Origin of the sequence: Brevibacterium picturae (genome assembly GCF_030453725.1) — a bacterium.
Classification (GTDB): Bacteria; Actinomycetota; Actinomycetes; order Actinomycetales; family Brevibacteriaceae; genus Brevibacterium; species Brevibacterium sandarakinum_A.
Genome location: NZ_JAKDJU010000018.1, coordinates 23,544 through 31,782, shown reverse-complemented (window position 1 = coordinate 31,782; position 8,239 = coordinate 23,544). Strand labels below are relative to the sequence as shown.

Annotated in this window: 7 protein-coding genes; 6 read left to right on the top strand and 1 reads right to left on the bottom strand. The window is 60.8% G+C overall.

Annotated features, from left to right (window positions below):
- From L0G76_RS03665 to L0G76_RS03640, 6 genes are all read left to right on the top strand, one after another.
- Positions 1-321: LAETG motif-containing sortase-dependent surface protein (locus L0G76_RS03665; RefSeq protein WP_304355973.1), on the top strand; the 321-nt coding region annotated here is incomplete at its 5' end.
- A gap of 207 nt (positions 322-528) precedes the next feature.
- Positions 529-1,110, top strand: coding sequence for a hypothetical protein (locus tag L0G76_RS03660; protein ID WP_304355972.1), 582 nt, complete (start codon positions 529-531; stop codon positions 1,108-1,110).
- Positions 1,107-1,829, top strand: a complete 723-nt coding sequence (locus L0G76_RS03655) for a hypothetical protein (RefSeq protein WP_304355971.1) — start codon at positions 1,107-1,109, stop codon at positions 1,827-1,829. The genes L0G76_RS03660 and L0G76_RS03655 overlap by 4 nt, the downstream gene beginning before the upstream one ends.
- Positions 1,830-2,071: 242 nt before the next feature.
- The gene (locus tag L0G76_RS03650) at positions 2,072-3,439 is read left to right on the top strand and encodes an MFS transporter (protein WP_304355970.1); all 1,368 of its coding nucleotides are present in this window, start codon (positions 2,072-2,074) and stop codon (positions 3,437-3,439) included.
- 102 nt (positions 3,440-3,541) lie between these two features.
- A complete protein-coding gene (locus L0G76_RS03645) occupies positions 3,542-4,963 on the top strand; it encodes an FAD-binding oxidoreductase (RefSeq protein WP_304355969.1) in 1,422 nt (473 codons plus the stop codon).
- Positions 4,964-5,270: 307 nt separating this feature from the next.
- Positions 5,271-7,100 (top strand): HNH endonuclease signature motif containing protein, encoded by a 1,830-nt coding sequence (locus L0G76_RS03640; protein WP_304355968.1) that lies wholly within the window; start codon positions 5,271-5,273, stop codon positions 7,098-7,100.
- Here L0G76_RS03640 and L0G76_RS03635 read toward each other — a convergent pair.
- On the bottom strand, positions 7,067-8,176 hold the full coding sequence (locus L0G76_RS03635) for a LysR family transcriptional regulator (protein ID WP_304355967.1): 1,110 nt from the start codon (positions 8,174-8,176) through the stop codon (positions 7,067-7,069). The two genes, L0G76_RS03640 and L0G76_RS03635, sit on opposite strands and share 34 nt — an antisense overlap.
- Positions 8,177-8,239 lie beyond the last annotated feature (63 nt).

Below are 8,239 nucleotides of genomic sequence, written 5' to 3'. Positions count from 1 at the left end.
GCTTCGTCCGATGACAACGGAGCCGACAACGCCTCGTCCGACGACTCGGCCTCGGCCGATGACTCGGCTTCGGCTGATGACAACGGAGCCGACAACGCCTCGGCTGACGACTCGGCCTCGGCCGATGATTCGGCTTCGGCTGACGACAACGGAAACGCGAACGTCGCAGCAGGCAGTGCAGCCAATGGATCCGACAACGGTGCAGGAAACCTGCCCCGTACCGGTTCAGACGCAACATCCCCGATGCTCGGAGCCGGCGCAATCCTGCTGGCAGCCGGTGCGGGCGCCGTTTACTTCGCTCGCCGCCGAGCCGCGAAGTAACAGGATGTAAGAACCCTGCTGTCCGCAGCTGAAGCGGTGATTCTCCACTCGTCGCCCAGCTGCGGGCCAGCAGGAACCAAGTGATGGGAGCCAGTCAGGCAAGGGACTGGCTTCCAACACGCTTCTATTCAATCGCAGATCTTGCGAGTATGCGAATGTGTAGACCTCCACCGTCAATTCAGTCTCTCGTCAGAGAGGACCTTCCCAGTGAAGTCTTCAACCTCAATCCGCCTCGCCACTGTCGCAGTTGCCATCCCGGCACTGCTTCTGACCGGTTGTCAGAGTCCCGCCGAATCCACGGCAAGCGAACCCGCTCCTTCTGCGGAAGCAGCCACGCCCAATCCGTCGTCCGAGGCAGCTGCGGCGAGCCCGACACCGGAAGCGCCGGCAACAGAGGCAGCACCGTCTTACACGGATCCGTCCGAAGCCGACACCTACTGCGGCGCCATCGAAGACTTGGTCAGCCTCAGCAACGAGGCAAGCGATCAGAACGAACAGACCATCGTCAACCATATGGGGACACGCTTGGACCTGCTGGCGGCGGGAACCGCGCATATCGGGAAGCTCGCGCCCGGTGAGGAATCTCAAGACTGGGAAGCAACGGGTGATGACTACAAAGAGGCCGCCGATCTCTTCAAGTCCAGTGGTGGCCAGGTCTCCAATACTGATTTCCTCATGCTGCTCTCGACGGCGACGAAAACTGCGAACACAACATACGAGAACCAAGCTGAGACGGTTGACGAAGAGTGCGGGATCGACATCACGAAGCTCGTGGCGGAGGCGAAATGAGAAGACTGACAGTATCGGCAATCACAGCGACCCTCCTGCTCAGCCTGTCAGCCTGTTCCGGTTCTGACGGCGCGGTCGACGCCCATGTCGATCAGCTCAGCAAGGACGCCGAATCGTCGGCAATGGACAGATTCTCAACGTTCAAAGACGAGCTCGGGGGAATCACGAGCTACCACGCAGAGGGCTCTGTGAAGGCAGATGACGGAACCCAGAGCACGGATTTCTTCTTTGATCGAGAAAGCAGTGCGTTCGAGGGGCGAGCCTCGATCGAATCCGGATCGGTGGACATGACCATCGAACTGGTGAGAGCCTCAAGTCTCCTGTGGATCAAAGGCCCACAGGAGTATTGGGAATCATTCGGGTACGACGCCACTCCGGCGGTCGGCAAATACGTGGTGTTCCAAGCGGCCCAGGGAGACCAGGTCGCGAAAACCTACGATTATGACCGTTTGGTCTCGACGGTTGAGACGATGAGTGCCGGTGAGGTGACCGTCGAAGGTGAAGTCGACAAGGACGGCACCGACTTCATTCGCTACACACTCGGGAAGAAGGACAAGTCGACGCTCATCGACATCCCAGCAGAAGGGAAGATGGACACCGCGACGCTTGTCAGCCGCGCCGACGGGGTCGACGCGACCGTGGTCATTGACGATTTCGACACCGATGTGAACATCTCCGCGCCGGACCCCGGCGAAGTGACCCAGCCCCAGGGGCAGTGACCGAACCGACGGGACCGTGACGGGTTCGATCGGCGGCCTCCGAGCCGGACTTTCGCGAACCGATCCGATCGAGCCGATGGTCGGCGCCCCACCTCGGCGCCGGCCGTCGCCGTCGTCCCGACATTCGGAACTTTGCCGGCAGAACCTGGGAACCGGAACGAGGTGTGACGTAATGTGTTCGACGTAGTGTGCCGAGGGCCATCACCCTGGCTCAAGGCTCAAGCCTGATCAAAGGAGATCACATGTCATCCGAGGCCAACCCGCCGGTGCGTGGACAATCGTCGAGCGATTCGGCATTGGAGAAACGGACCCTGAGGAAGGTCACCCTTCGGCTGATCCCATTCATCATCGCGATGTACTTCATCAACTACCTCGACCGCACCAATCTCGGCATCGCGGGCCCGGGCGGAATGAACGAAGACCTCGCGATGAATGCCACCCAGTTCGGCTTCGCGGCCGGCGTCTTCTTCTTCGGCTACCTCGTTCTCGAGGTGCCGTCGAACCTCGCTCTGCACAAGTTCGGTGCTCGGATCTGGCTCGCCCGGATCCTCATCAGTTGGGGCATCGTGGCGGCAGCGATGGCGTTCGTGCCCAGCCACGGGTGGCTCTATGTCCTGCGATTCCTGCTGGGCGTCGCCGAGGCGGGATTCTTCCCGGGCATCATCCTCTACCTCACGTATTGGTTCCCCACGTCCATGCGAGCACGGGCCACCGCGCTGTTCATGCTCGCGATTCCCATGTCCAGTGTCATCGGCTCGCCGCTGTCCTCGTGGTTGATCTCGAGCGGCAATTCGATCTTCGAGAACTTCGCGGGCTGGCGGTTCATGTTCATCGTCGAAGGTGTACCCGCAATCCTGCTCGGCATCATGTGCATCTTCTACCTCACCGACCGCCCACGCGATGCCAAATGGCTGACACCGGACGAGCGGAACTGGCTGCAGTCGACAATGGACGCCGAGGAGGCGGGCAAGGCCGAGGCCTTCCACTACCCGGTCCGCCGGTCCCTGCTCCAGCCGCGGGTATGGGCACTGTCCTTCGTCTACTTCGGCATGGTCTACGGTCTCTACGCATTGAGCTTCTTCCTGCCGACGATCATCTCCGGCTTCCAGGAGACCTTCGGCGTCGAATACTCGATCGTCGAGATCGGCTTCATCACCGCGATTCCGTATGTCTTCGGTGCCCTGGCCATGTATTTCTGGTCCCGGCACGGGGACCGAACCAACGAACGCGTCTGGCATGTCGCGATTCCCCTCTTCATCGGCGGCGTCACGATCCCGATCGCCCTGTACCTGAGCTCGCCGTTCACCACGATGATCGCCGTGACCATCACCTGCATGGCCATCTGCGCCGCTTTGCCGACCTTCTGGCCGCTGCCGCAGACCTTCCTCGCCGGCGCCGGAGCTGCCGCGGGACTCGCACTGATCAATTCGCTGGGCAACTCCGCCGGATTCTTCGCGCCCTACATCACCGGCGGGCTCGCCGAGCTCACCGGAACCCAGAACGCGGGCATGTGGGTCGTGGGTGCGGCGATGGTCGCGGCCGGGATCGTCACCCTCGTCCTCAAGGCCGCTCCCGCGCCCGATAGAGTGAATCCGGAGATGACGAAGTAGCCACATGGTGCGGCATGAGTCGTAACCGCAGTCGAAATCGTCACAGATGAGAATCGCCGAGGCGGTCGTGACCGTCCCGACATTTCCGTTCGGAAGGATGTCATGACAGTACAGAACCAGACCACGGTGGGCACGGCTGAACTCGATGCGCTCGCGGCGCGCTTGGGCGAGGGTGCGCTGACGACGGATCCCGACGTGATCGAAGCCCACGCCCGTGACGAAGCCCTGTTCTGCCCTCACGAAGGGGCGATTGCCCTGGTCAGGGCCACCTCGGCGGCCGATGTCCAGGAGGTCGTGCGCTTCGCCGGTCAGCATGGTGTCCCCGTCGTCCCGCAGGGTGCCCGGTCGGGGATCTCGGGCGGGGCGAATGGCTCGCCCGGGGCAATTCTGCTCAACGTCTCGCGGATGAAGGATGTCGTATCTGTCAATGAGGCGGAACGACTTGTCACGGTTCAGCCCGGCATCATCAATCAGGACCTCAAGGACCACCTGGCGCCCTTCGGCCTGTCCTATCCGCCGGATCCGGGCTCGGTCGCGCTGTCATCGATCGGCGGTAACATCGCCACCAACGCTGGTGGCCTGTGCTGCGTGAAATATGGTGTGACCAGGGATTACGTGCGCAGTCTGACAGTCGTATTGGCCGATGGCACGCTGACGAAGCTGGGCCCGCAGACGGCGAAAGGTGTCGCCGGGCTCGACATGCGCCACCTGTTCGTCGGCTCCGAGGGCACGCTGGGCATCGTCGTCGAGGCGACCCTGCGCCTGGTTCCGAAGCTGCCCGATCCGTTCACCGCCGTCGCAACCTTCCCTGATGAGCGCTCCGGCCTCCAGACAGTGGCAGACTTCATGGCCGCCGGCGGTGCGCCGAGCCTGCTCGAGTTCCTCGATTCCTCGAGCCTGAAGATGCTCAACGAGTTCGGCGACTTCGGGCTCGACGGTGATGCGGGCTCGATGCTCATCATGCAGGTCGACCAGAACCCTGCGGATTCGCAGGCCATCATGGCTCAATTCGCCGAGGTGGCTGAGTCCTGCGGTTCACTCGACGTCGCGTACTCGGAGGACCCGGCCGACAGCGCTGCACTGATCGCCGCCCGACGGATGATTCAGCCGGCGTATGAGAAGTTCGCAAATGCTCACGGGGGAGGGCAGCTGCTTGACGATGTGTGCCTGCCGCGCGTGGCGATGCCGGAGTTCTGCGATCGACTGAAGGAGCTGCATGAATCCTCGGGGCTGATGATCGCCCTGGTGGCACATGCCGGGGACGGCAATACGCACCCCTCGGTGTTCTTCGATGCCGGTGATGAAGAGCAGACGGCGAAGGCTCAGGAGATCTTCGGCGAAATCATGCGCATCGGCCTTGAGCTCGGCGGCACCATCACCGGTGAACATGGCGTGGGCTTCCTCAAACGCGTTTGGCTCAACAACGAGCTTGATGAGGGCTCGAAGCGGATACAGATCGCTGTGAAGAATGCTCTTGACCCGCAGGGGATCCTCAACCCAGGGAAGATGCTCAGCGCGATCTGAGGGGTTGGATCCGGTTTCTTCTGAGTCGGCGGTCAGCGTTCGGTTTCGAGCCGCGACATTGTGATCACACAGTGTCGCGGCTCGCTTTTGTGCTCAGTCTTTTGCAGAGGTCCGCCCGTCGGGTGGCGATTGTCGTTCTGCTCTCTGACCTGGGGTGTCGTGGGTGGCGCCAATTTTTTGTGCGAGCAATTGATACGAGAATGAAAGAATGACCGAACAAAATTCGAAACTGAGGGTGCGAATGATCGAAATGGGTGTATGATGGAGGGAAGAGCAACAACGATGTTGGCGAATGGACTTCAGTACCATGACTCTCACCCCCGACCGCACACCACAGAACCCGGAAGAGCGTGACTCACGCGCCCGTTCCAGTGATGCCGCAACGGGTTCAGATGCTGCTGACAATCCTTCATCCGCTGGACCTTCCTCTTCGGCGATCGGACGGCCATCCTTGTTCGATCAGCTCAAAGATGCCAACCTCGACCTCACCGGCCACCCTCTTGCGAAGAAGTTCGAATCCCTCGCAGCGGTATCCACGGACGAACCACGTGAGTCGAACGCTCACGGTAAAGCGAGCGAGGATGTCGAGCCGGCAGCCAGCACTTCGGAAGCAAGCGTTTCGGAAGCCAGCGTTTCGGAGGCCCCTGATGGCGATGCGGACAAGACGGTTCCAGCTGTCGACGCTCTGGCTGTCGATGCTCCGGCTGACAGCTCAGCCCCTGGTCCCAGCAGCCCGAGTCCTCACCCTCTGCTCTCGAGCGAAGAGTGGACGGATCTGTCGCGTTTCGCTCCCGAAGTCACGACCAGCCTCACCGCGTTGAGTGGACTCAAGGATGGGTTGCGAACCTTCGACCGTCCGATGGGGCCAGCGGATGCGATCAAACTCATTGATGGGCTCGAGGCCCTGGGCAGGGTCAACGAGGCGTTGTCTACTCTGGCTCTGGCAGTGTGTGAACGAGTCGGAACACCCACCGACTACGGTGCCAAGACCACGAAGGCCCTCATCCAAGACCGGTTGAACATCACCAGCCGGGAGGCCAACCGCCGTAGCGATATGGCCAAGAGTCTCGGCGGGCGGGTGACTCTGACCGGGCAACCACAAGCACCACTGTTCCCTATGGTCGCTGATGCCTTCAACGACGGCAGACTCTCGGCCGACCAAGCCAGAGTCATCAAAGACTGTTTGAAGAGGCTGCCCACGTGGGTTAGTCAGGATGATCGTGATTATGCTGAATCGACTCTCGTGGACAAGGCCCCAAGCGTGCGAGTTCATGACCTGCGGGCGATCTTCGCTCGGATCCTGGCTCATATCGATCCCGATGGCCAAGAACCAGCCGATTCCACGGATCGGACCATGTACAAGGTCAATATGCATGCTCGTGACAACGGTGATTGGGAGATCTGTGGTCTCCTTGATCCCGTCACGGGTGGTGTCCTCAATGGGCTGCTGACAGCGAGAACCAAGATCGCAAACAGCAACGACACCACGGCGGACGTGGATGACTCTGGTGTCCTCGAAGACGGGACCCTCGTCGACATGACGGGACAGAAGCTGTCGGCTCAGGAGTGGATCTACGAACGCTTCGCGACTCTCATCGGCAGGATCGACATGACGCGGACCGGTCAAGGCTCGCAATACGCTTTAGTCGTCACGGCGAAGGCTGAAGACCTCGCGAACGGGACTGGTGCTGGGACGACGGGTACTGAGAATCCGGTCCCGATCAGTGAGCTGATTCGTCACGGGTTGAACGGGGCGGTGTTCTTCGAACTCATCTCTGAAAAGGCCAAGACGATGCAGGTGGTTACGGAGAATCGGTTTGCGAATGCGAAGCAGATCGCGGTTCTCACTGCTCGTGATCAGGGGTGTACGTTCCCCGGATGTGATGCTCCGCCGGGGTGGTGCGATGCCCACCATATTGTTGAGTGGGCACAGCAAGGCAAGACCGATATCAACAATATGACGTTGAGTTGCTCGGCACATCACCACCTATTGGACAGGTCGGAGTGGGAGACAGTGATGCTTAAAGATGGACGTCCCGCGTGGGTGCCTCCTGCCTCGATTGATCCGGCCAGGCGACCGATACTGCACGCGAGATTCGTGGCTCAAGAAGTCATCGACACACTCTTCAACGAGTGAGCCGGGTTCTGCTGGTGGAGGTTCGGACTGCTCGCAAGCCGGGCGTATGAGCGCTCATCGTTTGCGAGTTCTCGGAGGGCCATGAGCGCATCGTTGATAGCATCCTGTTGAGGATGATCCGGGTCGCTGATGGCGTGGACATAACGGATCGGCTCAGGCGCAGCCAGGGGAACGATAACCACCCCTTCGGGAAGCTGATCGATGCCGAGGCGGGGGAGAAGCGTGATTCCCAACCCGCGGTTGACCATGTGGAGGGCGGCGACGAAGGTGTGCGCCTCATGTTTGAACTGCACTCGAATCCCGGCCCTAGCGCAGGCGTCGAAAAGGATCGTACGGCACGGGCCATCGCCTTGTTCGTTGTCGATCCAAGGAAGTCTCTCGAGCTCGGTCAGGGATACCTCACTGCGAGTTGCGAGCTCGTGCCCCTCGGGAACTGCGACGACGTACGGGTCTTCCAGCAGGAAGCTGCAGTTGATCTGAGGCGGCAGCGCAGGTTCCCTGGTCTCTGTGATGACGATCTGAATATCGGATCGAGATTCATGCCACTTGCCCTCCGCCAGGCTCAGTTGGACGGCGGTATGCGGGTGCTTGTGCTCGAGGAAAAGGGCCAGCTCCGGCATCCATCGGTTTCCAGCGCTGCTGAAGTAGCTGATCGAAAGGCGATTGACTCGACTGTCCTTCAGATCCGTGACGCGTTGCTGCAGTCGGCTTGATGACTCGAGCACGCCGTCGACCTCGCCCATGAGGGCAGATCCGGTGTCGGTCAGGCACAGGCCACGACCCTGTCTTTGAAAGAGAGTCAGGCCAGTGTCCTGTTCGAGAAGTTTGAGGTGATGGCTGACCGCCGAAGGAGACAGGCCGAGGTGCAGTGCCGCTGATCGCACCGAACCGGTAGTCGCGACTGACTTGAATGATTGCAGCTGGACGACGTTGTTCATCTGTCTAATGTACGAGAACTCTGTACAGATGTGCAATGGTGTGCGCTTTTCATTGACGGTCGACGGCAGAATAATCGTAGGCATGAAGGACAACTCAGCTTCCGGAAAGTGCCCGTCGATGCAGTCAGCCGTGCCCACCAGGGCGGACGCGTCATCCGAATCGGACTTCCCAGGCAATTCGCCCTCGGCGGTCGAGCCGAC

Bases quoted from the DNA above. Each gene is read 5' to 3' on its own strand.
- L0G76_RS03655 (WP_304355971.1), top strand. From the start codon at position 1,107: ATGAGAAGACTGACAGTATCGGCAATCACAGCGACCCTCCTGCTCAGC.
- L0G76_RS03650 (WP_304355970.1), top strand. From the start codon at position 2,072: ATGTCATCCGAGGCCAACCCGCCGGTGCGTGGACAATCGTCGAGCGAT.
- L0G76_RS03645 (WP_304355969.1), top strand. From the start codon at position 3,542: ATGACAGTACAGAACCAGACCACGGTGGGCACGGCTGAACTCGATGCG.
- L0G76_RS03640 (WP_304355968.1), top strand. From the start codon at position 5,271: ATGACTCTCACCCCCGACCGCACACCACAGAACCCGGAAGAGCGTGAC.